Source organism: Angustibacter peucedani (assembly GCF_054779595.1).
On sequence record NZ_BAAGXY010000074.1, the window covers coordinates 1 to 26,107 of the forward strand.

Below are 26,107 nucleotides of genomic sequence, written 5' to 3' on the forward strand. Positions count from 1 at the left end.
CCGAGCTGCCGGACGCCGGGCCGCCGCGGCCCGCCCGTGGTCGGGCGTCGCGCACGCGCTGGTCGCGGTCTACCGCGGGGTCTCGGCCGGCGGCTGACCGGCAGCGCTCTCGCGGTGCTTGCGCGCCATGTCGGCGAGGGCGGCACGGTGCTCCTGCCCCGCCGCGAAGGTCTCGCGCCGGTCGCGCACCACCCGGCCCGGGCTGCCGACCACCACCGAGAGCTCGGGGTACGTGCCGCGCGCCACCGTGTGCGCGGCCAGGACGCAGCCGGCGCCGATCGTCGTCCCGCGCAGCACCGTCGCCTTGGCGCCGACCCAGACGTCCGGGCCGATCCGCACGGGCGACTTCACGATGCCCTGGTCCTTGATCGGCACGTGGACGTCGTCGGTGACGTGGTCGAAGTCGCAGACGTAGACCCAGTCGGCCACGATCGTCGCCTCGCCGATCTCGACGTCCAGGTAGCAGTTCACGGTGTTGTCACGGCCGAACACGGCCTTGTCGCCGACGGTCAGGGTGCCCTCGTGGGCGCGCAGCCGGTTCTCGTCGCCGACGTGCACCCACCGGCCGAGCACCAGCCGGCCGTAGCCCGGCCGCGCGCGCAGCTCGACCCGGCGGCCGAGGAAGACCATGCCGCGGGTGACGACGTGCGGGTTGCGCGCCTTGAACACCAGCAGCCGCCAGTAGCGCACGAGGTACCAGGGGGTCCACGCGCGGTTCCGCACGACCCAGCGCCAGCTCTCGGTGGTGAGGAAGCGCGCCTGACGCGGGTCGCGCCCGTCGCGCAGCCGGACGAGCCACGCCCCGAGGACGCCGTCCGGCACCGGCCGGGTCGACCGCACGGCGCGCTCAGCCGGCCTTCGTGCCGGTGAGCCCGACGTTGTAGAACAGCCGGGCCGGCACGACGCGGGCCAGCACCCGGTCGACCGCCGAGAGCCGCTGCCAGGTGCGGAAGGCGAACGTCGCCCAGCGCAGCCCGAGCCGCTCGGGGTTCACGGCCGCCTCGAACGTGCGCACCGGCCAGCCGACGACGGCCGCGGTGAGCTCCTCGGTGACGGTGCGGACGTCGACCGCCCCGGCCCGCAGCGCGGTGCGCGCGAGCTCGTCGGGGTCGAAGGTGTGCAGGTCGACGACCGCCTCCAGCGCGGCGGCGCGGGACGACTCGTCGAGCTCCTCCTGCGGCCGGGACCACCTGTCGCGCAACGGGTCCAGGTGCGTGACGCGGGTGGTGGCGGCCCAGGTGAGCTGGCCGAGACGGCGGGCGTACCAGTGGCCCACCCGGGTCGGCTCCCCCGCCACGACGAACCGGCCGCCGGGCTTGAGCACCCGCAGCACCTCGCGCAGGGCGAGCTCGACGTCCGGGATGTGGTGGATCACCGCGTGGCCCACGACGAGGTCGAACGTGTCGTCGTCGTACGGCAGCCGCTCGGCGTCCGCGACGCGCCCCTCGACCTCGAAGCCGAGCCCGGCGGCGTTGCGCTTCGCCGCCTCGACCATGCCGGGCGACAGGTCGGTGACGTGCACCTGGTCGACCACGCCGGCCTGCTTGAGGTTCAGCGCGAAGAAACCGGTGCCCGCACCGATCTCGAGCGCCGTGCCGTACGGCCAGCCGTCCCGGCCGGCGACGGCGACGAAGCGGTCGCGCGCGTAGTCGATGCAGCGCTCGTCGAACGAGATGGACCACTTCTCGTCGTAGGTGCCGGCCTCCCAGTCGTGGTACAGCACCTGGGCGAGCTTGGTGTCGCTCCAGGCCAGCTCGACCTCGGCCGCGGTCGCGACCGGGTGCGGCGCGGGGTCGCTCGCGGCGGGGACCACGACCTCAGCGACCCTCGAACGTGGCCTTGCCCGGGCCCTCGGTGACGAACGACTCCATGCCGGTGGCGCGGTCCTGCGTGGCGAACAGCGAGGCGAACTGCACCCGCTCGATCTCGAGCCCGGTGGCGAGGTCGGTCTCGAGGCCGCGGTCGACCGCCTCCTTGGCGGCGCGCAGCGCGTAGGCCGGCCCGCCGACGTAGCGGCCGACGAGCTCGCGCGCGGCCGTGTAGACGTCGTCCGGCGCGACGACGCGGTCGACCAGGCCGATCGCGAGCGCCTCGGCGGCGTCGACGAAGCGGCCGCTGAAGATCAGGTCCTTGGCGCGCGAGGGGCCGATCAGGCGCGGCAGCCGCTGCGTGCCTCCGGCGCCGGGGATGATGCCGAGCTGGATCTCGGGCTGGCCGACCTTGGCGTTGTCGCCGCACACCCGGAAGTCGCAGCACAGGGCCAGCTCGAGCCCGCCGCCGAGGGCGTAGCCGGTGATGGCCGCGACGGTCGGCTTGGGGATCTGCGCGACGGCCGACAGCGAGGACTGCAGGGCCGACGAGCGGTCGACCATGTCGGTGAAGCCCATCTGCTGCATCTGCTTGATGTCGGCGCCCGCGGCGAAGACCTTCTCGCCGCCGTGGACGACGACGGCGCTGACGTCGCGGCGCTCGGAGGCCTCGACCGCGGCGGCGCGGATCTCTTCCTGCACCTGCGCGTTCAGCGCGTTCATCGGCGGCCGGTCGAGCCGGATGGTGCCGATGCCGCCCTCGACCTCGAGCCGGACGAACTCGCTCACGGGGACCTCCTGCAGACGTGGGACCGACGCGCCACCCTAGCCGTCGGTGCCGGTGGCCTCGGCCAGCGCCTCGTGCCACAGGTTCACGGCGGTGAGCACCAGCTCGAGCGAGGAGGTCAGCACCAGCTCGAGCGGGGTGCCCGAGGTGACGACGTGGTCGGCCGACACGACGAGGAAGCCGTCGCCCAGCGTGCACTTGGCGACCGAGAGCCGGCCGGTGACGGCGTTGCACGCGCGCAGCAGGGCCAGCTCGTCGGCCGGCGCGTCGCCGAGGCGCCACTGGCCGAACACGCGCAGCACCGTGATGTCGCCCTCGGTGCTGCGCACGTAGAGCTGCTGGCCCTGCACCTTGACCGCGACGTCGCCGTCCTCGTCGATGTCGGGGCGGTAGCCCTCGTCGATCAGGACGTCGAGCACCCGGCCGCGCAGGGGTCGCTCGCCGGACGGCGGCGGGAAGTCGGGCAGCGACGTCGGGTCGGTCATGGCGACCACGGTAGTCGCGGCGGTGGCGGAACAAGCCCGCCCCCCGTGCGGTTGGCGCGGGCATGGCACGCACGGTGGTGGCGACCGGCTACGGCGGTCCCGAGGTCCTGCAGGTGGTCGAGGCCGAGACGCCCGAGCCCCGTCCGGGGCAGGTGGTGGTCGACGTCCGGGCGGTCGGCACGAACCCGGCCGACGCCAAGTCGTACTCGGGCGTGTGGGGCACCGACCCCTCGAACCTGCCGATCCGCCTGGGCTTCGAGGCCGCCGGCGTCGTGAGCGCCGTCGGGCCCGAGGTCGAGGGCGTGGCCGGGCCGGTCGCCGTGGGCGACGAGGTCGTGGTGTTCCGGACCACGGGCGCCTACGCCGACCAGGTCGTCGTGCCGGGTGCGGCCGTGCTGCCCAAGCCGCCGTCGCTGCCGTGGTCGCAGGCCGCCGGGCTGCTGCTCGCCGGGTGCACGGCGGTGCACACGCTCGTGGCCACGGGCGTGCGCGAGGGCGACACGGTGCTCGTGCACGGCGCCACCGGTGGCGTCGGCCTGATGGCCGTCCAGCTGGCCGTGGCGCAGGGCGCCACCGTCGTCGGCACCGCGAGCGAGGCGGGGCACGACCTGCTGCGCGAGCTCGGCGTCGTCCCGGTCGCCCACGGCGAGGGGCTCGCCGACCGCGTGCGCGCGCTGGCGCCGTCCGGCGTCGACGCGGCGGTCGACACCGTCGGCACCGACGAGGCGCTCGAGGTCTCGCTCGCGCTCGTCGCCGACCGGCAGCGCATCGCGACCATCGCGAACTTCACCCGCGGGCCGCAGGAGGGGATCAAGCTGCTGGGCGCCGGCGGCGACCCGGGCGACGACCTGCGGATGGCGGCGCGGGCCGGGCTGCTGGCCGACGCCGGTGAGGGCCGGGTGCGCGTGGTGGTCGCGGCCGAGCTGCCGCTCGAGGAGGCCGCCGAGGCGCATCGGCTGCTGCTGGGCCGACACGCGCCCGGCAAGGTCGTGCTGCTGCCCTAGCGGGTCGACCGGGCTGGTCAGGCGACGGGCTCGAGCACGAACACCGGGATCTGCCGGTCGGTCTTGCGCTGGTAGCTCGCGTAGTCCGGCCACACGGCGACGGCGCGCTCCCACCACAGCGCCCGCTCGTCGCCGTCCAGCTCGCGCGCGGCCATGTCCTGGCGTTCCGGGCCGTCCTGCAGCTCGACCGTGGGGTCGGCGAGCAGGTTGCGGTACCAGACCGGGTGCTCGGGTGCGCCGCCCTTCGAGGCGACCAGCGCGTAGCGGCCGTCGTGCTCGACCCGCATCAACGGGGTCTTGCGCAGCTTGCCGCTGCGGGCTCCGCGGTTGGTCACGACGACGACGGGGACTCCGCGCATCGTCGTCCCCTCGGTGCCGCCGGACGCCTCGTAGGTGGCGACCTGCTCGCGGACCCAGCGCTCCGGGCTCGGCTCGTACTCTCCGGTCAGTGGCATGCAGGCGGCAACCGCCCGCGCGCCGCCGGTGTTCCGCGCCCGTGCGGCAGACTGCCGGGGTGAGCCGTCGTCCCGCCGCGGAGTCCCCGCCACCGCTCGGCGTCACGCTGCGCGAGGACGGCGCGGACGTCGCGGTGTACGCCGGGCACGCCGACGGGGTCGAGCTCTGCCTGGTCGACGGCACCGGGCCGGAGACCGTCGAGCGGCGGGTCGAGCTGACCGAGCGCGTGCACGGCGTGCACTTCGCCCACGTGCCGGGGCTGCGGGCCGGCGACCGCTACGGGTTCCGGGCGCACGGGCCGTGGGAGCCGGCGCGCGGGCTGCGCCACAACCCGGCCAAGCTGCTGCTCGACCCCTACGCGCGCGGCGTGGTCGGCGAGGTGTCGTGGCGCCCCGAGGTGTTCGGCCACGTGGTGGGTGCCGACCTCAGCGGCGACCCCGACGTGCTCGACCCGCGCGACTCCGGGCCGCACGTGCCGCGGGGCGTCGTGCTCGACCGCGCGTTCGACTGGGGCGACGACCGGCCGCCGTCCGTGCCGTGGTCGCAGACCGTCGTCTACGAGACGCACGTGCGCGGGCTGACCAGGCTGCTGCCCGGCGTCCCGGAGCACCTGCGCGGGACGTACGCGGGCCTGGCCCACCCCGCCACGGTCGAGCACCTGACCGGCCTGGGCGTCACCGCCGTCGAGCTGCTGCCGGTGCACGCCTTCACGCACGAGCCGCACCTGGCGCGGCGCGCCATGACCAACTACTGGGGCTACAACACCCTGGGGTTCTTCGCGCCGCACGCCGCCTACGCCAGCGCCACCGACCCGGCCGAGGTGCTCGCCGAGTTCAAGGGCATGGTGCGGCTGCTGCACCAGGCGGGCCTGGAGGTGCTGCTGGACGTCGTCTACAACCACACCTGCGAGCAGGGCCGCGACGGCGCCACCCTGTCGCTGCGCGGGCTCGACAACCGGGCCTACTACCGGCTCGACGACTACGGGCGCGACGTCGACGTCACCGGCTGCGGCAACACCCTCGACTTCCGCCACCCGCGGGTGGTGCAGCTCGCCCTGGACTCGCTGCGGTACTGGGTGCAGGAGGCGCACGTCGACGGCTTCCGTTTCGACCTGGCCACCGCCCTCGCGCGCGGCCGCGACGACGGCTACGACCCCGACCACCCCTTCCTGGTGGCCCTGCGCTCGGACCCCGTGCTCTCGCAGGTCAAGCTCGTCGCCGAGCCCTGGGACGTCGGCCCGCACGGCTGGCGCACCGGCCAGTTCCCGCCGCCGATGGCCGAGTGGAACGACCGGTTCCGCGACACCGTGCGCACCTTCTGGCTGCCGGACGCCGCCCGCGCGGGCCGCGGCGAGGCCGGACACGGCGTGCGCGAGCTGGCCACGCGGGTCAGCGGGTCGCAGGACCTGTTCGGCGCGCGCGACCGCGGTCCCCTCGCGTCGGTGAACTACGTCGCGGCGCACGACGGGTTCACCCTGGCCGACACGACCGCCTACGAGCACAAGCACAACCACGACAACGGCGAGCTCAACCGCGACGGGCACGACGACAACCGGGCGTGGAACCACGGCGTCGAGGGACCCACCGACCTGCCCGAGGTGCTCGCCGCCCGGCGCCGCTCGGTGCGCAACCTGCTCGGCACGCTGCTGCTCTCGACCGGCGTGCCCATGCTGGCCGCGGGCGACGAGCTCGGCCGCACCCAGCGCGGCAACAACAACGCGTACAGCCGCGACGACCGCACCTCGTGGCTCGACTGGGACCTCGCCGGGTGGCAGCTCGACCTGCTGGCCACCACCACGCACCTGCTGCGGCTGCGTCGCGAGCACCCCGCGCTGCGCCAGCGGCAGTTCTTCGGCTCACGGGCGCCGCACGCCGACGGCACCCGCGACCTCGCGTGGTTCGCCGCCGACGGCACGCCGATGGACGACCACCGCTGGCACGACCCGCACACCCGGGTGCTGCAGGCCTTCCTGCACGGCGAGCCGGCCGGCGGGCGCTCGCTGCTGCTGGTGCTGAACGGCGCGGCGCACGACGTCGAGGTCGCGCTGCCCGCAGGTGCGTGGGCGTCGTCCTACGACCTGCTCTGGGACTCCGCCGACGAGCGGCCCGGCGGCCCGACGTCCGGGCACGCCGGGCCCGTGCCGGTCGGCGCCCTCTCGGTGCACCTCTACGCCGCGGTCGGCTGACCGCACTTCGGGCACGATGTGCGGTCAGCCGGGCCCGAGAACAGCACTTCGGGCCCGAAGTGCGGTCTCCGGGCGGCCGGACGACGGGTCAGGCGTTGGCGACCAGGCCGAGCTCGGCGCTGCTGCCGAGGCCGCGGTGGGCCGGCAGCACGCGCACGGTGTACCCGAACGCGCCGGTGCGGGCGAGCTTGATGTCGCCCTCGAACCGGTGGCGGCCGCCCTCGTAGGTCTCGGCGTGGTGCAGGGTCACCAGCTGGGTGTCGGCGAGCTCGTCGTCGGACGACACGCGCCCGTGGACCACCTGCACCTGCACGTCCTGGGCGTCCAGGCCGTCGAGCGAGACGAAGGCCCGTACGGCGAGCAGGTCGCCCACCTGCGGCGAGTCGCTGACGCCCGAGGACTCGACGTGGTCGACCCGCACCGAGCCCCACGCCTGGCGCACGCGAGACTTCCACGCGGCCAGCTCGCGAGCGCCGGGGTGCCCCTCGCCGTCCAGCGCCCAGCCGGCGCGCGCGGCCGGCGTGTAGAGCTGCTCGACGTAGTCGCGCACCATGCGGGTGGCCAGCACCTTGGGCCCGAGCGAGCGCAGGGTGTGGCTCACCATCTCGAGCCAGCGGCCGGGCAGCCCGGTCTCGTCGTCGCGCGCGTAGAAGCGCGGCGCGACCTGGCCCTCGATCAGGTCGTACAGCGCGGCGGCCTCGAGGTCGTCGCGGTGCTCGGGGTCGTCGACGCCGTCGGCGGTGGGGATGGCCCAGCCGTTCTCGCCGTCGAACCACTCGTCCCACCAGCCGTCGAGGATCGAGAGGTTCAGGCCGCCGTTGAGGGCGGACTTCATGCCCGACGTCCCGCACGCCTCGAACGGGCGCAGCGGGTTGTTCAGCCAGACGTCGCAGCCCGGGTAGAGGTACTGGGCCATCGCGATGTCGTAGTTAGGCAGGAAGACGATGCGGTGCCGCACCTCGGGGTCGTCGGCGAAGCGCACCATCTGCTGGATCAGCGACTTGCCCTTGTCGTCGGCTGGGTGGGACTTGCCGGCGATGACGAGCTGGATCGGGCGGGTCGGGTGCAGCAGCAGGGCCTTGAGCCGGTCGGGGTCGCGCAGCATGAGCGTGAGCCGCTTGTACGTCGGCACGCGGCGGGCGAAGCCGATGGTCAGGACGTCGGGGTCGAGGGCGTTCTCGACCCAGCCCAGCTCGGCCTGGCTGGCGCCGCGGCGCAGCCACGAGGACCGCAGGCGACGGCGGGCCTCGACGACGAGCTGCTCGCGCATCTCGCGGCGGGCGCCCCACACCTCGGCGGCCGGGACGCGCGGGACGTCGTCCCACATCCCGGCGTCGGCGACCTGCGCGGTGCCCAGGTGCTTCTCGGCGAGGTCGAAGACCCGCTGGTCGACCCAGGTCGGGGCGTGCACGCCGTTGGTGATCGAGCTGATCGGCACCTCGCGGTCGTCGAAGCCCGGCCACAGCCCGTCGAACATGTGCCGGCTGACCTCGCCGTGCAGCTGCGAGACGCCGTTGGCGCGGCCGCCGAGCCGCAGGCCCATGACGGCCATGTTGAAGACGCCCGCCTCGCCGCCGGGGTAGTCCTCGGCGCCCAGCGCGAGCACGCGGTCGACCGGGACGCCGGCCAGCCCGTTGTCGCCGCCCAGGTAGGTCTGGATCTGGTCGGTGCCGAAGCGGTCGATGCCGGCGGGCACCGGGGTGTGGGTGGTGAACACCGTGCCCGCGCGCACCGCCTCGAGCGCCTCGTCGAAGCTCAGGCCCTCGGCCGCGACCAGCTCGCTGATCCGCTCGAGGCCGAGCATGCCGGCGTGGCCCTCGTTGCAGTGGTAGACGTCGGGCGCCGGGGCGCCGGTCAGCCGCGACCACAGGCGCAGCGCGCGCACGCCGCCGATGCCCAGCAGCATCTCCTGCTGCAGCCGGTGCTCGCCCGACCCGCCGTAGAGCCGGTCGGTGATGCCGCGGGCGGCCTCGTCGTTGACCTGGACGTCGGAGTCCAGCAGCAGCAGGGGCACCCGGCCGACCTGCGCCTTCCACACGTGCGCCACCAGCGTGCGGCCGCCGGGCAGCGCGACCTGCACCTGGCACGGCGTGCCGTCGGCCTCGCGCAGCAGCGCCAGCGGCAGGCCGTCGGGGTCGAGCACCGGGTAGGTCTCCTGCTGCCAGCCCTCGCGCGAGAGCGACTGCTTGAAGTAGCCGGTCTTGTAGAACAGGCCCACGCCGACGATCGGGACGCCGAGGTCGGAGGCCGCCTTGAGGTGGTCGCCGGCCAGGATGCCGAGGCCGCCGGAGTACTGCGGCAGCACCGCGGTGATGCCGAACTCGGCCGAGAAGTAGGCGATCGAGCGCGGGACGCCGGCGATACCCGCGGCCGCGGCGTGCTCCTGGAACCAGCGCGGCTGCTCCAGGTACTCGCGCAGGTCGGCGGCGGCCGCGTCGACCGTGGCGACGAACGACGCGTCGTCCGCCAGCTGCGCCAGCCGCTCGGGACCCAGGTCGCCGAGCAGCGCGACCGGGTCGTGGCGCACGGCCTGCCAGCGGGCGCGGTCCAGCCCGGCGAACAGCTCGCGGGTCGGCGCGTGCCACGACCAGCGCAGGTTGCTCGCGAGGTCGCCCAGGGCGGCGATCGGCTCGGGCAGGACGGTACGGACGCTGAAGCGACGGATGGCTCTCACGTCGAGAGAGCGTAGCCTCCCGCGGCCACGAACCCGACACCTTCGGTCAGGTTCTTGCAGGAGCCTGCAAGGTGTTTCAGATGTCGGACGCGGACCGCAAAGATCACCGCGGGTCGAGATCCGCACCGCACGGGATGTGCGAGCCCCCACCGACCTCGGTAGCGTCGGGGCGGTGATCGGTCGCATCCCCGTCCTGCACGTCACCCCTGCCGTCGACGGCGGGCGCTGGCCCGCCCGTGCCGTCGTCCACGAAGCCGTCCCCGTGCGCGCCACCGTCTTCCGCGAGGGCCACGACGCCGTCGCCGCCACCGTCGTCCTCACCGACCCGGACGGCGCCGAGCACGCGCGCCGCCGGATGACCCTGCTCGAGCCCGGCCTCGACACCTGGGGCGCGGACGTCGTCCCCGACCGCGAGGGCGACTGGACCTTCCGGGTCGAGGGGTGGTCGGACCCGTACGCCACCTGGGAGCACGACGCGGTGATCAAGGTCGCCGCGGACGTCGACACCGAGCTGATGCTCGTCGAGGGCGCGCTGCTGCTCGAGCGCGCCGCCGGCACCAAGGGCCGTCCCAAGGCCCACGCCAGCGCGCTGCGCGACGCCGTCAAGGGCCTGCGCGACACCGACCGCCCGGCGCAGGCCCGGCTGGCGGCCGGCACCTCCCCCGCCGTGCACGCGGCGCTCGCCGACGACCCGGTGCGCGAGATGGTCACCGCGAGCGCCGACCTCGTGCTGCGGGTGCAGCGCGAGCGCGCGCTCGTCGGCGCCTGGTACGAGTTCTTCCCCCGCTCGGAGGGCGCGCGGCTCGACAGCGCGACCGGCCGCTGGACGTCGGGCACGCTGCGCACCGCGGCCGAGCGGCTGCCGGCGATCGCCGCCATGGGGTTCGACGTCGCCTACGTGACCCCCGTGCACCCGATCGGCACCACGAACCGCAAGGGCCGCAACAACACCCTCGACCCGCGACCCGAGGACCCCGGCTCGCCCTACGCCATCGGCTCGAAGGACGGCGGGCACGACGCGATCGAGCCCTCGCTCGGCACCTTCGAGGACTGGGACCACTTCGCGGCCCGCGCCCGAGAGCTCGGGCTCGAGGTCGCGCTCGACCTCGCGCTGCAGTGCTCGCCGGACCACCCCTGGGTCACGAGCCACCCCGAGTGGTTCACGACCCGCGCCGACGGCACCATCGCCTACGCCGAGAACCCGCCCAAGAAGTACCAGGACATCTACCCGCTGAACTTCGACAACGACCCCGAGGGCATCTACGCGGAGGTGCTGCGCGTCGTCCTGACGTGGGTCGAGCACGGCGTCACGCTCTTCCGCGTCGACAACCCGCACACCAAGCCGGTGGAGTTCTGGGAGTGGCTGATCGCCGAGGTCAACCGCGACCACCCGGACGTGGTCTTCCTGGCCGAGGCCTTCACCCGCCCGGCGATGATGCACGCGCTGGCCAAGGTGGGGTTCCAGCAGTCGTACACCTACTTCACCTGGCGCAGCACCAAGGCCGAGCTCACCGAGTACCTCACCGAGCTCTCGGGCCCGTCGGCCGACTACATGCGGCCCAGCTTCTGGCCGACGACGCACGACATCCTCACGCCGTACATGCAGTACGGCGGGCGGCCGGCGTTCCGGCTGCGGGCCGCGCTCGCGGCGACGATGGCGCCGACGTACGGCATCTACTCCGGCTACGAGCTGGTCGAGAACGTCGCGCGGCCCGGCGTCGAGGAGCAGATCGACAACGAGAAGTACGAGTTCAAGGCGCGCGACTGGGCGGCGGCCGAGGCCGACGGCACCAGCCTGGCGCCCTGGTTGACGACGCTCAACCAGATCCGCCGCCAGCACCCCGCGCTGCAGCGGCTGCGCAACATCACCTTCCACGAGACCGGCGACGACGCGGTGATCTGCTTCAGCAAGCGGCTCACCGCGGCGCAGTCGCCCACCGGCCGCGAGGACGTCGTGGTGGTCGTCGCCAACCTCGACCCGCACGGGCCGCGCGAGACGACGGTCCACCTCGACATGCCCGCGCTGGGCCTCGACTGGCACGACGGCTTCGTGGCGCAGGACCTGGTGACGGGCACCGCCTGGCACTGGGGCGAGAACGTCTACGTGAGGCTCGACCCGCACCTCGAGCCCGTCCACATCGTCCACGTGAGAGGGGTCTGAGGGTGGAGGGCCTGAACCTGTCGGCACCCGGCCTGCGGCACGACCCGAACTGGCACAAGAAGGCCGTGTTCTACGAGGTCCTGGTGCGCGCGTTCTCCGACTCCAACGGGTCGGGGTCGGGCGACTTCACCGGGCTGATCAGCCGGCTGGACTACCTGCAGTGGCTCGGTGTCGACTGCCTGTGGCTGCCGCCGTTCTACGCCTCGCCGTTGCGCGACGGCGGGTACGACGTGTCCGACTACTGCTCGGTGCTGCCGGAGTTCGGCACGCTGCCCGACTTCACCGAGCTCGTCGGCCAGGCGCACGCGCGCGGGCTGCGGGTGATCGTCGACCTGGTCATGAACCACACCAGCGACCAGCACCCGTGGTTCCAGGCCAGCCGGTCCGACCCCGAGGGCCCCTACGGCGACTTCTACGTGTGGAGCGACACCGACGAGCGCTACCAGGACGCACGGATCATCTTCGTCGACACCGAGACGTCGAACTGGACGTTCGACCCGGTGCGGCGCCAGTACTTCTGGCACCGCTTCTTCGGCCACCAGCCGGACCTCAACTTCGAGAACCCCGCCGTGCAGGAGGCGATGTTCGACGTCGTCCGGTTCTGGATGGACCTCGGCATCGACGGCTTCCGCCTCGACGCGATCCCGTACCTGTTCGAGGACGAGGGCACCAACTGCGAGAACCTGCCGGCGACGCACGAGTTCCTGCGCCGGCTGCGGGCGATGGTCGACGAGGAGTTCCCGGGCCGGATCATGCTGGCCGAGGCCAACCAGTGGCCGCAGGACGTCGTCGAGTACTTCGGCACGGACGACGAGCCCGAGTGCCACATGGCGTTCCACTTCCCGGTGATGCCGCGGATCTACTACGCCATGCGCGACGAGTCGGCCCGCCCGATCATCGACATCCTGGCCGACACCCCCGACCTGCCGGGCCACGGCCAGTGGGGCACGTTCCTGCGCAACCACGACGAGCTCACGCTCGAGATGGTGACGACCGAGGAGCGCGCGGCGATGTACGGCTGGTACGCCGCCGACCCGCGCATGCGCGCCAACATCGGCATCCGCCGCCGGCTGGCGACGCTGCTCGACAGCTCGCGCGCCGAGATCGAGCTGATCAACGCGCTGCTGCTCTCGCTGCCCGGCAGCCCGTGCCTGTACTACGGCGACGAGATCGGCATGGGCGACAACATCTGGCTCGAGGACCGCGACGCCGTCCGGACGCCGATGCAGTGGACGCCCGACCGCAACGCCGGCTTCTCGTCGGCCGACCCGGGCAAGCTGTACCTGCCGACGATCCAGTCGCTGGTGCACCACTACAACACCGTCAACGTCGAGGCCCAGCTCGCGACGAAGTCCTCGCTGCTGCACTGGACCCGCGGCATGCTCGCGATCCGCAAGCGGCACCCGGTGTTCGGGCTCGGTCGCTACGTGGCGGTCGAGACCGACAACGAGGCGGTGCTCGCGTTCCTGCGGGTCATCGACTCCGACGAGCACGGCGAGGCCCCCGAGGCCGTGCTGTGCGTCAACAACCTCGCGCAGACGCCGCAGGGCGCGACCCTGCAGCTGCCCGACCACGCCCGCGCCACGCTCGAGGACCTCTTCGGCGGCGCCGGGTTCCCCGCCGTCCGCGACGACGGCACGCTGACCCTGTCGCTCGGCTCGCGCGACTTCTTCTGGTTGCGCCTGCAGCAGCACCAGGAAGGAGACCGTGGCTGACACCGTGCCCCGCCCCGCGACGATGACGCCGTCGTTCGCCGAGCTGCTGCCCGGCTGGCTGGCGCAGCAGCGCTGGTACGCCGGCAAGGGCCGCGAGCCCCAGCTGCGCCGCATCGGCGGCCTGCGCTGGCAGGACCCGGACGGCGACGTCGGCGTCGAGACGTGGTTCCTGCTCGACACCGCCGGCGAGCGTCCGACGGTGTACCAGGTGCCGCTCACCTACCGCGGCGCGCCGCTGCCCGGCGCCGAGCACGCCCTGGTGGGCCGGGCCGAGCACTCCGAGCTCGGACCGCGGTGGATCTACGACGCGCCGCACGACCCGGTGTTCGTCCAGCTGCTGCTCGACCTGGTGCTCGACGAGGGCGCGGTGGTCTCGGACGGCCCGTCCGGCACCGGCGACGCCCGCGGCCACCGCCAGCGCGACGCCGACCCCGCCGCCGTCGGCCGGCTGGTCACCAGCCGGGTCATGCGGGGCGAGCAGTCCAACACCTCGGTGGTGCTGCAGCTGGCCGTCGGCGGCGAGCCGGCCCCGCCGCTGATCGTCAAGCTCTTCCGCGTGCTGCACGAGGGCGCCAACCCGGACGTCGTCATCCAGTCCACGCTGGCCGACGCCGGGTCGACGATCGTTCCGCGGCCGGTCGGTCAGGTCGAGGGCAGCTGGCCGTCGGACGGCGTCGTCGTCCACGGGCACCTGGCCTTCGCCCAGGAGTTCGTGCCCGACACCCGCGACGCGTGGCGCGAGGCGCTGGACGCCGTGGCCGACGGCGCGTCGTTCGAGCGGGCGGCCCGCGAGCTCGGTGCCGCCACCGCCCGGGTGCACGCGACGCTCGCAGCCGAGATGCCCACCGCGGTGCTGGACGACGTTGGCGCCGACCGCCTGGCCGACGGGCTGCTCGACCGGCTCGCCTGGGCCGCCCGGCAGGCCCCCGAGCTGGCCGAGCGCGTGCCGGCGGCCCGCGAGGTGCTGGACGCCGTGCGGCACCTGCCGTCGCGGCCGCTGCTGCAGCGCGTGCACGGCGACCTGCACCTGGGCCAGGTGCTCGACGGCGGCCCGCGCGGCTGGCTGATCATCGACTTCGAGGGCGAGCCGCTGCGGCCCCTGGCCGAGCGCAGCGTGCCCGACCTGGCGCTGCGCGACGTCGCCGGCATGCTGCGCTCGTTCGACTACGCCGCGGGGCACCTGGTGGTGTCCAGCGGCGGTGACCCCGCCACCGCCCAGCGGGCCGCGGCGTGGGCCGAGACCTGCCGCGACGCCTACTGCGCGGGCTACGCCGAGGTCGCCGGCCGCGACCCGCGCGAGAGCGCGGCGCTGCTCACGGCGCTCGAGCTCGACAAGGCCTTGTACGAGACCGCCTACGAGGCCGGCAACCGCCCGGCCTGGCGGCCCATCCCGCTCGCCGCGGTCGACCGGCTGCTGGCCGGCGCCATCCCCGAACCCCAGGAGCGGACCATGCCCGACCAGACCCGCCCCACCCCGCTGCCCCTGCAGCACGGCGAGCTCGCCGAGCTCGTGCACGGCTCGCACGGCAACCCGCACGGGGTGCTGGGCCTGCACCCGCACGACGGCGCGCTGACCCTGCGCACGTTGCGCCCCAACGCCCGCGAGGTCGTGGCGGTGCTGCCCGACGGCTCGCGCCACCCGTTGAGCCACGAGTACGACGGCGTCTTCGTCGGCGTCGTGCCGGGCGACGCGCCGTCCGACTACCGGCTCGACGTCACCTACGACGGCCCGGACGGGCCGGTGACGTACCCCGCCGACGACCCCTACCGGTTCCTGCCCACGCTCGGCGACGTCGACCTGCACCTGATCGGCGAGGGCCGGCACGAGCAGCTGTGGTCGGTGCTCGGCGCGCACGTGCGCCACTACCCCGGCCAGATGGGCGAGGTCGTCGGCACGTCGTTCGCCGTGTGGGCCCCGCACGCCCGCGGCATCCGGCTGGTGGGCGACCTCAACCACTGGGACGGCAGCGCCCACCCCATGCGCTCCCTGGGCTCCACCGGCGTCTGGGAGCTGTTCGTCCCGGGCGTCGCCGAGGGCACGCGGTACAAGTTCGAGATCACCGGGTCCGACGGCGCGCGCCGCCTCAAGGCCGACCCCATGGCCCGCGCCACCGAGCGCCCGCCGTCGACCGCGTCGGTGGTGACGTCGTCCGACTACTCCTGGCAGGACGACGAGTGGATGACGCAGCGGGCGCAGAGCGACCCGCACCAGGGCCCGATGAGCACCTACGAGGTGCACCTGGGTTCGTGGCGCGAGGGGCTGGGCTACCGCGAGCTCGCCGAGCAGCTCACCGACTACGTCCTCGAGACCGGCTTCACGCACGTCGAGCTGCTGCCGGTGATGGAGCACCCGTACGGCCCGTCCTGGGGCTACCAGGTCACCGGCTACTACGCGCCGACGTCGCGCTTCGGCTCCCCCGACGACTTCCGGTACCTCGTCGACACGTTGCACCGCAACGGGATCGGCGTGATCCTCGACTGGGTCCCCGCGCACTTCCCCAAGGACGCGTTCGCCCTCGCCAAGTTCGACGGCGAGGCGCTGTACGAGCACCCCGACCCGCGGCGGGGCGACCAGCCGGACTGGGGCACGCACGTCTTCGACCTCGGCCGCCCGCAGGTGAAGAACTTCCTGGTGGCCAACGCCCTCTACTGGTGCGAGGAGTTCCACGTCGACGGCCTGCGGGTCGACGCCGTGGCCTCGATGCTCTACCTCGACTACTCCCGCAAGGACGGCGAGTGGCTGCCGAACGAGTTCGGCGGGCGCGAGAACCTGCAGGCGGTGCAGCTGCTGCAGGAGACCAACGCCACCGTCTACAAGCGCGTGCCGGGCGTCGTCACCATCGCCGAGGAGTCGACCGCGTGGCCCGGCGTCACCCGGCCGACGCACCTGGGCGGGCTGGGCTTCGGGCTGAAGTGGAACATGGGCTGGATGCACGACTCGCTGTCGTACGTGCAGCACGAGCCGGTGCACCGCCAGTGGCACCACCACCAGATGACGTTCTCGCTGATGTACGCGTGGAGCGAGAACTACGTGCTGCCGATCAGCCACGACGAGGTGGTGCACGGCAAGGGCTCGCTGCTGCGCAAGATGCCCGGCGACCGCTGGCAGCAGCTGGCGACCGTGCGCGCCTACCTGGCCTCGATGTGGGCGCACCCCGGCAAGCAGCTGCTCTTCATGGGCTCGGAGTTCGCCCAGGAGGCCGAGTGGGCCGACGCCCACGGGCTCGACTGGTGGCTGCTCGACCAGCCGGCCCACCGCGGCGTGCACTCCCTCGTGCGCGACCTCAACGCGGTCTACCGCTCGCACCCCGCCCTGTGGTCGCAGGACCTGTCCCCCGACGGGTTCCGGTGGGTCGACGCCAACGACGCCGCCGGCAACGTCTTCTCGTTCCTGCGCTTCCCGAAGGACCCGGCCGACCCGGTGCTGGCCTGCTTCGTGAACTTCAGCGGCGCACCGCACCACGAGTACCGCGCCGGCCTGCCGTTCGCGGGTCGTTGGGAAGAGGTTCTCAACACCGACGCCGACCAGTACGGTGGCTCCGGCGTGGGCAACCTCGGGGGTGTCGACGCCGACGACCAGGGCTGGCACGGCCTGCCCGCCTCGGCCGTCCTCAGCCTCCCGCCCCTCGGTGCGGTGTGGTTCACAGCAGCCCCGGCTCAAGCGTGACCCCGTCCTTGCCGACCTCGTGAGGTGGACGGTCGTCCGTCGTCCGAGGAGGGAGAGCGCGTGGCGATGCCCCCTGCCCTCCCCCCGGTCGCACCGACGTCCGCCGAGCGGGCGCTGCACCGCCTCGTCCTGCTGCCCGACGCGCAGTACGAGGAGATGCTCGCCGTGCCCGCCGAGTACGCCATGCGCGCCGTCGGGGCCGACAGCGCCTCGCTGTCGCGCTGGGAGCGCGACCGGGGCATGCTGCGCACGCTCGTCAACGTCGGCGAGCTGAGCGCGGCCGAGACCCGCTTCCCGCGCGAGGAGGTCTACGAGGTCGCCACCGACAGCGCGATCGCGCGCGTCCTGTCCGGCGGCGCGACGTCGTACAGCACCGACGACCCCGACCTCGACCAGCACGGCCGCTCCCTGCTCGAGTTCTCGGCCAAGCACTCCTCGTTGAGCGTGCCCCTCACGGTCGACGGCCGGCTGTGGGGCGAGCTGTGGCTGAGCCGCGCCGACGCCAGCCTGTCCCCCGACGACCTGCCCGCCGCCGAGGCGGTGGCCGTCGAGGTCGGCAGCATGGTCGCGGTCGCCGAACGCCTGCAGCGCATGGCCCGGCTGGCGTTCGAGGACCCGCTCACCGGCGTCGGCAACCGGCGGGTGCTGGACGACGCGCTGCGCGACCTGCTGGTCCCCGAGGCCACCGGCGTGACGGTCGTCATGTGCGACATCGACAACCTCAAGGACCTGAACGACGAGTACGGCCACGGCGTGGGCGACCGCGCGATCGTGGCCACCGCCGACGCGCTGGCGACCGCGGCGAGCCACGTCCCCGGCTCGGTCACCGTGCGGCTGGGGGGCGACGAGTTCGCCGTGCTGCTGGTGGGCGAGCAACGCGCCACCGCCATCACCGTCGTCGAGCAGGCGGCGCGCGACCTGTCGCTCGGCGACCAGCCGGTCGAGATCAGCTGCGGGGTGGCCGTCGTGCCGCCGGGGCTGGCCGCGCGCGACGCGCTCGCGGCCGCCGACGCGGCGCAGTACGCGGCCAAGACCCGTGGCGCGCTGCTCGTCGTCGCCTCGGACCTTTCGGACGTCGAGCCCGAGCGCCGGCGCATCCGCCGCCGGGGCTCGGACCGGCCGCGCCCGGCGTCCGCGATCACGGACGGCGTGACGCAGGTGGTCACCGACCTGGCCGACCGGATCGCCGAGGCCCCCGGCACGGTGGGCGGCCGGATGCGCTGGATCGGCGAGCGGCTGCTCGCGCCGCTCGACCTGCAGGAGTGGTCGCTCAGCTTCGTCGACCTGGCCGGCGACCGGATGCTCGGCACCGACTCGCTCGGCCTGCGGCACACGCCGATCACCACCCCGCAGCCCTACGACCTCCAGGTCGACCGCCGCTTCCGGCTCGACGACTACCCGATGACCGAGGCCGCCATCGAGCGCGACGCGTGGTTCGTCGTCGCGGTCGACGACGAAGACGCCGACCCCGGCGAGCGCGCGGTGCTGCACGACATGGGGATGCGGCACGTCGTGGCCCTCGGGTGCCGCGACGCGCAGGACGGCTGGCTGCTCGAGCTGTACGGCCGCACGCCGGGCCTGGAGGTGCAGGCCGTCGGCAGCGTGCTGGCCCTGGCCGCGAGCGCGCTGCTCTACCGGCCGTTCGTGCAGCTGTCGTCCGTCGCGCAGGACTGACCCGCCTGCGGGTGTGCGCGCGGCCGGTTTGCGGCCAGGATGGGCGCATGACCGATCCTCGTGCGGGCCAGCCCGCCCAGCCCTCCGACCTGGTCGACGTCGACGCCCTGCTCTCGGCCTACGCCGACGTCGTCCCGGACGTCGAGAACCCCGACCAGCGGGTCGCGTTCGGCACGTCCGGGCACCGCGGCTCGAGCCTGGACGGCGCGTTCAACGAGGCGCACATCCTGGCCATCACGCAGGCCATCTGCGAGTACCGCGCCGACCAGGGCACGACCGGCCCGCTGCTCATGGGCAAGGACACCCACGGCCTGTCGCTGCCCGCGTGGCGCAGCGCGCTCGAGGTGCTGGTGGCCAACGACGTCGAGGTGCTGTGCGACGCGCCGGAGGCGTTCACCCCGACGCCCGCGGTCTCGCACGCGATCCTGCGCCTCAACCGCGAGAAGGGGACGGCGGGCGGCGGGGCCGGCGCCTTCGACGGCATCGTCATCACGCCGTCGCACAACCCGCCGCGCGACGGCGGTTTCAAGTACAACCCACCCCACGGCGGACCGGCCGGCTCGGACGCCACCGGCTGGATCCAGGACCGCGCGAACGCGCTGCTGGCCGCCGGGCTGGACGGCGTGCGGCGCGTGCCGCTCGAGCGCGCGACGTCGTCCGCGACGACGTTCGACTTCCTCACCCCGTACGTCGACGACCTGGGGGCGGTGCTGGACGTCGACGCCGTGCGCGAGGCGGGGGTGCGGATCGGCGCCGACCCCATGGGCGGCGCGAGCGTGCAGTACTGGGCCGCCGTGGCCGAGCGGCTCGGGCTCGACCTGACGGTGGTGAACCCGCAGGTCGACCCGCGCTGGTCGTTCATGACGCTCGACTGGGACGGCAAGATCCGCATGGACTGCTCGTCGCCGTTCGCCATGGCCTCGCTCATCGAGCAGCGCGACCGCTACCAGGTCGCGACCGGCAACGACGCCGACAGCGACCGGCACGGGATCGTGACGCCGGACGCCGGGCTGATGAACCCCAACCACTTCCTGGCCGTCGCGATCCAGTACCTCTTCTCGGCCCGTGATGGCTGGGGAAGCGCTGCGGCAGTAGGCAAGACGCTGGTGTCGTCGTCCATGATCGACCGGGTCGCCGAGGACCTCGGACGACGGCTGGTCGAGGTGCCGGTCGGGTTCAAGTGGTTCGTGCCGGGCCTGCTCGACGGTTCGGTCGGCTTCGGCGGCGAGGAGAGCGCAGGCGCGTCGTTCCTGCGCCGCGACGGCTCGGTCTGGACCACCGACAAGGACGGCCTCCTGCTGGCGCTGCTGGCGTCCGAGATCCTGGCGGTCACCGGCCGCTCGCCGTCCGAGCACTACCGCGAGCTCGTCGAGCGGCACGGCGAGCCGGCCTACGCCCGGGTCGACGCCCCCGCCACCCGCGAGCAGAAGGCGGCCCTGCAGGCGCTGTCGCCCGACGCCGTCACCGCCACCGACCTGGCGGGCGAGCCGATCACCGCCAAGCTGACCCGCGCGCCCGGCAACGACGCCGCGATCGGCGGCCTGAAGGTCGTGACGGAGTCGGCGTGGTTCGCGGCCCGTCCGTCAGGCACCGAGGACGTCTACAAGATCTACGCCGAGTCCTTCCGGGGGCCCGAGCACCTGGAGCAGGTGCAGGCGGCCGCCCGGGAGGTCGTCGGCGCCGCCCTCGGCACCTGACGTCCGGACGTCTCGGTCGGGGTCAGCTCGTGGCCAGCTGCTGAAGCACCGTGGCCGTGGCGTCGGTCATCCGGTCGAGCACCGCGGCGTCGACGTTCGACGTCGTGTCGCACGCCTGGTGGTAGCAGGCGTCGAACGGCTCGCCCGCCGTCCCGCCCCAAGCCTCCGCCTGCTCGTCGGTCTTGACGTAGTCGGCGCCGGAGAACAGGCCGCCGACGGGCACGCCGGCGTCCTTGAACGGCGCGTGGTCGGACCGCCCGTCGCCCTCGGTCTCGATCTCGGTGGCGATGCCCAGACCCGCGAAGTAGTCGTCGTAGGCGCCCTGCAGCGTCGGGTCGTCGTCGTAGACGAAGTACCCGGGGTTGGGCGAGCCGATCATGTCGAGGTTCAGGTAGGCGCTGATCGCCCCCAGGTCGGACGACGACGCCGCGTCGACGTAGTGCGACGAGCCCAGCAGGCCCTGCTCCTCGCCGGACCACCAGGCGAAGCGCACCGTCGACGTCGGCTGCGCCCCGCCGGCCATCAGCAGCGCGGTCTCGAGCAGCGCGGCCGACCCCGAGCCGTCGTCGTTGATGCCCGGACCGGCCTCGACCGAGTCCAGGTGCGCGCCCGCCATCACGACGTGCGAGGGGTCGGTGCCGGGGATCTCGGCGAGCAGGTTCCAGGTGCTGCCCTCGCGGGTGCTGAACTCCTGCTTCGTCACGGTGAGGCCGGCGGCCTCGAGCTTGCCCTGCACGTAGTCGGACGACGCGGCGTGACCGGCGGTCGCGGTGGCGCGGTTGCCGTCGTGGGCCTGGGCGATCTGCTGCAGCTGGGCCAGGTCGGCCTGCACGGCGGCGACGTCGACGTCCACGCCGGCGAGGGTGGGCGCGGCCTCGGGCTGCGCGCTGGCGGCAGCCGGGACGAGCGCGAGGGCGGTCGCCGCGGCGGCGGCGACGGTGGTGCGGAGCAGCGTGTTCACGAGGTCTCCCGAGTGGTGGTGCGAAAGGGGGATGGCCACCGGACGTCCGAAGGTCTGGTCGCCATGACGACCAGACCTTCGGACGTACCGGGTCGTGCGGGGCGGGTCAGCCGACCGCGACCGCCGTCCAGGCGGCGGCGACCGCCTGCGACTCGGCGCTGCCCGCGCCGTACAGCTCGTCAGCGGCCTGCACCGTGTGCTGGCGGGCCTCGGCGTAGGTCTCGTCGCTGCCCATGTAGGCGTCGAGCGCGTGGTACCAGATCGCCGCGGCCTTCTCGCGGCCGATGCCGGTCACGGACGAGCCGTCGCAGGTCGGGCTGCTGCCGTACTGCGTGTCCCCGCTGCCCTCGGCGAGCAGGAAGAAGAAGTGGTTCCCCACGCCCGAGCTGTAGTGCGGGTCGGACGCCGGCACCTGGCTGCTCCAGCAGTCGAACGACGCGCCGTCCTTGGACGGCTCGTACATGTAGCGCAGCGGCGAGCCGTCGCCGTTGATGTCGATCTTCTCGCCGATGTCGTAGTCGCCCGGGTCGGCGCTGCTGCCGGCCTCGAACTCGACCATCGTGCCGAAGATGTCGCTGTTGGCCTCGTTGATGCCGCCGACGTCGCCCGAGTACCCCAGGCCGGCCAGCGCCTCGGAGACGCCGTGCGACATCTCGTGGCCGGCGACGTCCAGGGCGACCAGCGGGGCGGCGTTGCCCGACCCGTCGCCGTAGGTCATCTGCTCGCCGTCCCAGAACGCGTTGACGTAGTTGTCGCCGTAGTGCACGCGCGAGGGGACGCCCTTGCCGTCGCCGAAGATGCCGCTACGGTCGTGGTGGGCCGCGTAGTAGTCCCACGTCTCGGCCGCGCCGTAGTAGGCGTCGACGGCCGCGGTGGCGCGGTCGCCGTTCGTCCCGTCGCCCCACGCGTTGTCGTCGTCGGTGAACAGGTCGCAGCTGGACTCGGTGTTGTTCATGTCGCAGGCGGTGTTGCTGCCGCGGTCGGGGTCGGTCATCTCGAAGCCCGAGCCGCCCTGGGTGGTGCTCAGCGGCACCTCGCCGAGGAAGAGCGACTGGCCGGTGCCGGCCGCCGCCACGCCCTTGGTGCCCTTCGCGGCGTCGCCCTTCGGCGCCTTCTCCGCGGTCGAGCGGAACGCGAGCACCTGCTCGTCGCTGCTGCGGACCGTCCCGGTCTGCGCGTCCACGACGGTGGCGCGCCGGCTCGGCGTCTGGCCGTCGGCCTGGACGCCGGTCACGGTGGTCAGCCAGGCGAGCGCCGGCGTGCCCTGGCGGGCGTCGACGACGAGCTGCGGCGTCGACGCCGACCCGGCGGACGCGTCGTCGCGGACGGCGGCCGAGCGGGCCGCGCTCTGCGCGCGGGCGGCGCTCACGGCCGGGGTGGTCGACACCGCGATGGCGCGCTGCTGGGTGGACGAGACGGTGCTGCGTCCGGCGGACGTCTCGTGGACGACGAAGTCGCCACCGAGCACCGGCAGGCCGGCGTAGGTGCGCTGGAAGCGGACGTGGGTGGTGCCCTTCGCCCCGCTGATGGTGCGGGTGGCGGTGAAGGCGTCCTTCGACGAGCCCTTGACGAGCTCGGGGTGGGCGGCGAGCAGCGCGCGGGCGCTGGACACCGCCTGCGGTCCGGGACGGCTGGCTGCGGCCGGTGCGGCGGCAGCGGCGGACGACGCGGAGGCCCCGAGGCCGGTGGCGAGCGTCAGGGCGCCCACGACGGCGATACACCTCTTCATGTGCCGATCTCCTTCATCTCGGTGTGCGATGCGTCCACGCTGTCGCAGGGCCCTGACCTGGCACCATGCCGTCAGGGCATGCCCTATTTCAGCCGATTTGACCGGCTGTTGACCTCCGGTTGGCCGGTGCCCGGTCGAGCAGCGCCCCGGCCGTGGGGAGCGGCCCCCTAGGCTGGTCGGGTGGAGATCGAGCTGCGTCACCTGCGGCTCGTCCGGGCGGTCGCCGACGCCAGCAGCGTGACCAGGGCGGCCGCCGTCCTGGGGGCCAGCCAGCCGTCGGTGACGCGCACGCTGCGCCGGATCGAGCAGAGCCTGGGCGGTCCGCTGTTCGAGCGCTCGCACGAGGGGGTCGAGCCGACCGCGCTGGGCAAGCTCGTGGTGGCCCGGGCCCGCGCGATCCTGCCCGCCGTGGAGTCGCTCGTCGACGACGTCGAGGCGGCCCGCTCGGCGGGGTCGGCCCCCGCCCAGGTACGGCTCGGGGCCTGCACCGGTCCGGCCATGGTGGGGCTGGTGCAGGGCATGGAGGCGCTGCTGCCGTCCACCCAGGTGACCTTCGACAGCGAGACGCGCGTCGAGGGTTTGCTCGACCTCGCCGCGACGGCGCGCGTCGACCTGGCCGTGGTCGGCGAGCTCGTCGGCTACGAGCTCGCCGTGCCGCCCGACCTCGACCGCCACCCGGTGCTGACCCAGCCGGTGTTCGTCATGCTCGCCGAGGACCATCCCCTCGCCCGGCACGACGAGGTCGACCTGGCCGACCTCGCGGACGCCCGCTGGGTGCTCAACCCGCTGGACGTCGACCGCGAGTACGACGCGCTGGCCGCGGCGTGCGACGCGGTGGGGTTCGCGCCGCAGGTCGACCACTTCCTTGCCGGCAGCCCGAACGTCGAGTTCGTGCGGGCCGGGCGTCACGTGGGGCTCTGCTACCCGGTCGCGCGCTTCGCCGGCGTCGCGACCCGCCCGCTGGTCGGGACGCCGATGGCCGTGCGGCACCTGGCCGTGACGTCACGGCGCAGCCCGCTGGCGCCGTTCGTGCCCCGGCTGCTGCGGCACGCGGTGGCCCGGCTCGAGGCGGCGGGCGCCGAGGTGCCCAGCTACGTCGCGTGGGTCGAGCGGCACGGGCGGCTGCCGCTGACGCCCGAGGGGCGCGCGGCTAGAACAGCGCCGCGCTGAGGGCGCGGCGCGCGGCCTGCACCCGGGGGTCGTCGCCGCCCACGACCTCGAACAGCTCGACGAGGTGCGCGCGCACCTGCTCGCGCTCGTCGCCCGCCGTCGTCCGGACGGTGTCGACCAACCGGGCGAACGCGTCGTCGACGTGCCCGCCGAGCAGGTCGAGGTCGGCGACGAGGATCTGCGCGGCCGGGTCGCCGGGAGCGTCGGCGGCCGCGGCGCGCGCGGTGGCGAGGTCGACGCCGTCGGTGCGGCGCATGAGGTTGACCTGGGCCAGGCCGGCGCGGGCCTCGGCGTCGGCCGGGGCCTGGGCGAGCGCCTGCTCGTAGGCGGTCGCGGCCGCCGCGAGGTCGCCGCGCTCGATCGCGTCGTACGCCTCCTGGTGCAGAGGCGGCAGCGGGGGCTCGGCGGGGGCCTGCGGTACCTGCTCCCCCTCGCCGTCGGTGTCGCCGACGGGCAGGCGGCCGGTGACGCCGTTCGCCTCGGCCACCCGCAGCAGCTCGTCGAGGTAGGCCCGCACCTGCGCCTCGGGCAGCGCGCCCTGGAACAGCGGCACCGGCTGGCCCTTCACGACGGCCACGACCATCGGGATCGACTGCGCCTGGAAGACCTGGCCCAGCCGGGGGTTGGCGTCGACGTCGACCTTGGCCAGCAGGAACCGGCCGCCGTACTCGTGCGCCAGCTGCTCGAGCACCGGGCTGAGCTGCTTGCAGGGCTCGCACCACTCGGCCCACAGGTCGACGACCACCGGCACGTCGAGCGAGCGGTCGACCACGACCGTCTGGAACTGCTCCTCGGTGACGTCGACGACCAGCCCGGACGACGTCCCGCCGGGAGCGCCCGCGCCGCCCTCGGCCGCCGTGGCGGCCTGCTGGCGCCGCTTGGCCTGCGCCGCAACGGCTGCGAGGTCGACGGCGCCGCGCAGCGACAGCGGCGACGAGGAGGACGAGGAGGGCTGGCTCATGCCGACAAGTCTGTCACGCGCGTCAGCGGCCGCTGACCTGCACCGGCACCTCGCTGAAGCCGACCAGCCGGGCCGGTCCGGCGCCCTGCCGCGGCAGCACCAGGACGACGGTCTGCACCGTGCGCACCGACGCCCGCTTGGTGATCTTCTTCAGCTTCCCGCCGGACAGCGCCCGGTAGGCCGGCGGCGGCGTGATGACGCCGGCGCCCTTCTTGACCGTGAACGAGTCGGTGCGGTCGATCGCCGCGACCACGACCGCGCCGCCGTCGGCGGTGCGCACCACACGCAGCCCGTACGGCTCGGCGGCGTGCACCTGCTGGAACGTCGCGACCTTGGCGACGTCCTTGGCCTGCTGGGCCGCCTTGGTGCGCACGTCCTTCACCACCACGTTGGCGGCGAACGGCGTGCCGCCGCTCGTGCCGGTCTGCAGCAGCCGGGCCAGGTCGGCGACCGCCTTCTCCGGCGTGGCCACCAGGCCGTCGACGTCGCGCGGCAGCACCGAGGCGCCACGCGCGGCGGGGGCGGTCGGGGGCAGGCCGGCGCCGGGCAGCAGGTCGGCGCGCACGGCGACCTTGAACGGCGTGCGCACGTCGGTGCTCTCGAGCACCGCGACCTGCGCGGTCGAGGACCCCTCGGGCGTCCAGACCGCGAGCAGCGTGCGCGGGAACGACCGGCCGGCGGTCACGACGATCCGGCTCGGCTCGACGACCGGCTCGAGGGCGCCGCCCGAGGCGTCCTTCGACGGGTCGAGCACCTTCTCGACCACGTAGCGCGCCGGCGTGATCTTGAGGGCGAGCCCGGTGAACGCGGTCTTGGCGGCCTCGTCGGTGCGCAGCGCGTCGGCCCGCTGCGCCTGGCCGAGCGCGCGGGCGGCGATCTGCGTGGCCTGCGCGGCGTCGACCGCCGGGCGGTTGCTCAGAAGTCGGAGGCCAAGCGGTCTTAGGAAGACAAACGGTAATGGCAACTCCTTGGC

Annotated in this window: 18 protein-coding genes; 8 read left to right on the forward strand and 10 right to left on the reverse strand. The window is 73.9% G+C overall.

Features of this window, described 5'->3' with window-relative positions; all coding sequences use genetic code 11:
- Positions 1–69 precede the first annotated feature (69 nt).
- From ACYVJ4_RS13470 to ACYVJ4_RS13485, 4 genes are read right to left on the reverse strand one after another with little or no spacing between them, the layout of a single operon-like run.
- On the reverse strand, positions 70–840 hold the full coding sequence (locus ACYVJ4_RS13470) for an acyltransferase (protein WP_460460646.1): 771 nt from the start codon (positions 838–840) through the stop codon (positions 70–72).
- 7 nt (positions 841–847) lie between these two features.
- The gene (locus ACYVJ4_RS13475; protein WP_460460647.1) at positions 848–1,813 is read right to left on the reverse strand and encodes a class I SAM-dependent methyltransferase; all 966 of its coding nucleotides are present in this window, start codon (positions 1,811–1,813) and stop codon (positions 848–850) included.
- 4 nt (positions 1,814–1,817) lie between these two features.
- On the reverse strand, positions 1,818–2,597 hold the full coding sequence (locus ACYVJ4_RS13480; RefSeq protein ID WP_460460648.1) for an enoyl-CoA hydratase/isomerase family protein: 780 nt from the start codon (positions 2,595–2,597) through the stop codon (positions 1,818–1,820).
- 36 nt (positions 2,598–2,633) lie between these two features.
- Positions 2,634–3,080, reverse strand: coding sequence for a T3SS (YopN, CesT) and YbjN peptide-binding chaperone 1 (locus ACYVJ4_RS13485; protein ID WP_460460649.1), 447 nt, complete (start codon positions 3,078–3,080; stop codon positions 2,634–2,636).
- Positions 3,081–3,142: 62 nt separating this feature from the next.
- Here ACYVJ4_RS13485 and ACYVJ4_RS13490 point away from each other — a divergent pair, with 62 nt between their 5' ends.
- Positions 3,143–4,084, forward strand: coding sequence for a quinone oxidoreductase family protein (locus ACYVJ4_RS13490; RefSeq protein ID WP_460460650.1), 942 nt, complete (start codon positions 3,143–3,145; stop codon positions 4,082–4,084).
- A gap of 17 nt (positions 4,085–4,101) precedes the next feature.
- Here ACYVJ4_RS13490 and ACYVJ4_RS13495 read toward each other — a convergent pair whose 3' ends face one another.
- Positions 4,102–4,539: a nitroreductase family deazaflavin-dependent oxidoreductase gene (locus tag ACYVJ4_RS13495; protein ID WP_460460651.1), complete on the reverse strand. Its 438-nt coding sequence runs from the start codon at positions 4,537–4,539 to the stop codon at positions 4,102–4,104.
- A 59-nt stretch (positions 4,540–4,598) separates the two neighbouring features.
- Between ACYVJ4_RS13495 and glgX the strand changes: the two genes are divergently transcribed.
- Positions 4,599–6,725, forward strand: a complete 2,127-nt coding sequence (glgX, locus tag ACYVJ4_RS13500; RefSeq protein WP_460460652.1) for a glycogen debranching protein GlgX — start codon at positions 4,599–4,601, stop codon at positions 6,723–6,725.
- Between the two features lie 88 nt (positions 6,726–6,813).
- Here glgX and glgP read toward each other — a convergent pair whose 3' ends face one another.
- Entirely contained in the window at positions 6,814–9,399 is a 2,586-nt protein-coding gene (glgP, locus tag ACYVJ4_RS13505) for an alpha-glucan family phosphorylase (RefSeq protein WP_460460653.1), read from the reverse strand.
- Between the two features lie 172 nt (positions 9,400–9,571).
- Between glgP and ACYVJ4_RS13510 the strand changes: the two genes are divergently transcribed.
- The 5 genes from ACYVJ4_RS13510 (at position 9,572) to pgm (ending at position 20,313) form a co-directional block, all read left to right on the forward strand.
- The gene (locus ACYVJ4_RS13510; protein ID WP_460460654.1) at positions 9,572–11,560 is read left to right on the forward strand and encodes an alpha-1,4-glucan--maltose-1-phosphate maltosyltransferase; all 1,989 of its coding nucleotides are present in this window, start codon (positions 9,572–9,574) and stop codon (positions 11,558–11,560) included.
- Between the two features lie 2 nt (positions 11,561–11,562).
- A complete protein-coding gene (treS, locus tag ACYVJ4_RS13515; RefSeq protein WP_460460655.1) occupies positions 11,563–13,275 on the forward strand; it encodes a maltose alpha-D-glucosyltransferase in 1,713 nt (570 codons plus the stop codon).
- 22 nt (positions 13,276–13,297) lie between these two features.
- Positions 13,298–16,942, forward strand: coding sequence for a 1,4-alpha-glucan branching protein GlgB (glgB, locus tag ACYVJ4_RS13520; protein WP_460460662.1), 3,645 nt, complete (start codon positions 13,298–13,300; stop codon positions 16,940–16,942).
- Between the two features lie 66 nt (positions 16,943–17,008).
- Positions 17,009–18,616: a sensor domain-containing diguanylate cyclase gene (locus ACYVJ4_RS13525; RefSeq protein WP_460460663.1), complete on the forward strand. Its 1,608-nt coding sequence runs from the start codon at positions 17,009–17,011 to the stop codon at positions 18,614–18,616.
- Positions 18,617–18,663: 47 nt separating this feature from the next.
- A complete protein-coding gene (gene pgm / locus ACYVJ4_RS13530; RefSeq protein ID WP_460460656.1) occupies positions 18,664–20,313 on the forward strand; it encodes a phosphoglucomutase (alpha-D-glucose-1,6-bisphosphate-dependent) in 1,650 nt (549 codons plus the stop codon).
- A gap of 22 nt (positions 20,314–20,335) precedes the next feature.
- Here pgm and ACYVJ4_RS13535 read toward each other — a convergent pair whose 3' ends face one another.
- Both ACYVJ4_RS13535 and ACYVJ4_RS13540 read right to left on the reverse strand, forming a co-directional pair.
- Positions 20,336–21,274, reverse strand: a complete 939-nt coding sequence (locus tag ACYVJ4_RS13535) for a M28 family metallopeptidase (protein WP_460460657.1) — start codon at positions 21,272–21,274, stop codon at positions 20,336–20,338.
- A 106-nt stretch (positions 21,275–21,380) separates the two neighbouring features.
- Positions 21,381–23,003, reverse strand: a complete 1,623-nt coding sequence (locus ACYVJ4_RS13540; protein WP_460460658.1) for a M4 family metallopeptidase — start codon at positions 23,001–23,003, stop codon at positions 21,381–21,383.
- A 180-nt stretch (positions 23,004–23,183) separates the two neighbouring features.
- On the opposite strand from ACYVJ4_RS13540, the gene ACYVJ4_RS13545 reads away from it, so the two are divergent.
- Entirely contained in the window at positions 23,184–24,173 is a 990-nt protein-coding gene (locus ACYVJ4_RS13545) for a LysR family transcriptional regulator (protein ID WP_460460659.1), read from the forward strand.
- On the opposite strand, the gene ACYVJ4_RS13550 is transcribed toward ACYVJ4_RS13545, so the two are convergent.
- On the reverse strand, positions 24,154–25,134 hold the full coding sequence (locus ACYVJ4_RS13550; protein WP_460460660.1) for a tetratricopeptide repeat protein: 981 nt from the start codon (positions 25,132–25,134) through the stop codon (positions 24,154–24,156). The genes ACYVJ4_RS13545 and ACYVJ4_RS13550 overlap by 20 nt on opposite strands.
- 22 nt (positions 25,135–25,156) lie before the next feature.
- On the reverse strand, positions 25,157–26,107 hold a 951-nt coding region (locus tag ACYVJ4_RS13555; protein ID WP_460460661.1), incomplete at its 5' end, for a hypothetical protein.

Coding starts and splice junctions, on each gene's coding strand:
- ACYVJ4_RS13485 (WP_460460649.1), bottom strand. CDS start 3,080: ATGACCGACCCGACGTCGCTGCCCGACTTCCCGCCGCCGTCCGGCGAG.
- ACYVJ4_RS13490 (WP_460460650.1), top strand. CDS start 3,143: ATGGCACGCACGGTGGTGGCGACCGGCTACGGCGGTCCCGAGGTCCTG.
- ACYVJ4_RS13495 (WP_460460651.1), bottom strand. CDS start 4,539: ATGCCACTGACCGGAGAGTACGAGCCGAGCCCGGAGCGCTGGGTCCGC.
- glgB (WP_460460662.1), top strand. CDS start 13,298: ATGACGCCGTCGTTCGCCGAGCTGCTGCCCGGCTGGCTGGCGCAGCAG.
- ACYVJ4_RS13525 (WP_460460663.1), top strand. CDS start 17,009: ATGCCCCCTGCCCTCCCCCCGGTCGCACCGACGTCCGCCGAGCGGGCG.
- pgm (WP_460460656.1), top strand. CDS start 18,664: ATGACCGATCCTCGTGCGGGCCAGCCCGCCCAGCCCTCCGACCTGGTC.
- ACYVJ4_RS13540 (WP_460460658.1), bottom strand. CDS start 23,003: ATGAAGAGGTGTATCGCCGTCGTGGGCGCCCTGACGCTCGCCACCGGC.
- ACYVJ4_RS13550 (WP_460460660.1), bottom strand. CDS start 25,134: ATGAGCCAGCCCTCCTCGTCCTCCTCGTCGCCGCTGTCGCTGCGCGGC.